The sequence below is a fragment of the Bradyrhizobium sp. NBAIM03 genome, from assembly GCF_020194055.1.
In the GTDB taxonomy this organism is placed as follows: domain Bacteria; phylum Pseudomonadota; class Alphaproteobacteria; order Rhizobiales; family Xanthobacteraceae; genus Bradyrhizobium; species Bradyrhizobium yuanmingense.
On the sequence record NZ_JADYVS010000177.1, the window covers coordinates 1 to 435 of the forward strand.

A 435-nucleotide genomic window follows, 5' to 3' on the forward strand; every position below is an offset into this window, starting at 1 on the left:
CATCGAGGTGATGGCACACCATCAGCATGTCGAGGTGCTCGTCCAGCGTGTTGACGGTGAACGGCCGCGTCGGGTTGGTCGACGACGGCAGTACGTTCGATTCACCGCACACGCGGATGATGTCGGGCGCGTGCCCGCCGCCCGCGCCTTCGGTGTGATACGTGTGGATCGTGCGGCCCTTGAATGCAGCGACGGTCGCTTCAACGAAGCCCGATTCGTTCAACGTATCGGTGTGGATGGCGACCTGCGTATCGGTGTCGTCGGCCACGCCCAGACAGCAGTCGATGGCGGCGGGCGTGGAGCCCCAGTCTTCGTGCAGCTTCAGGCCGATGGCACCCGCGTCGATCTGCTCGCGCAGCGCGCCCGGCAGGCTGCCGTTGCCCTTGCCCAGAAAGCCGATGTTCATCGGATACGCATCCGCGGCCTGCAGCATGC

Annotated in this window: 1 protein-coding gene; it reads right to left on the reverse strand. The window is 65.5% G+C overall.

Features of this window, described 5'->3' with window-relative positions; genetic code table 11:
- A partial coding sequence (locus I6F21_RS37970) for an amidohydrolase family protein (RefSeq protein WP_225184414.1) occupies positions 1-435 on the reverse strand: 435 nt, incomplete at both ends.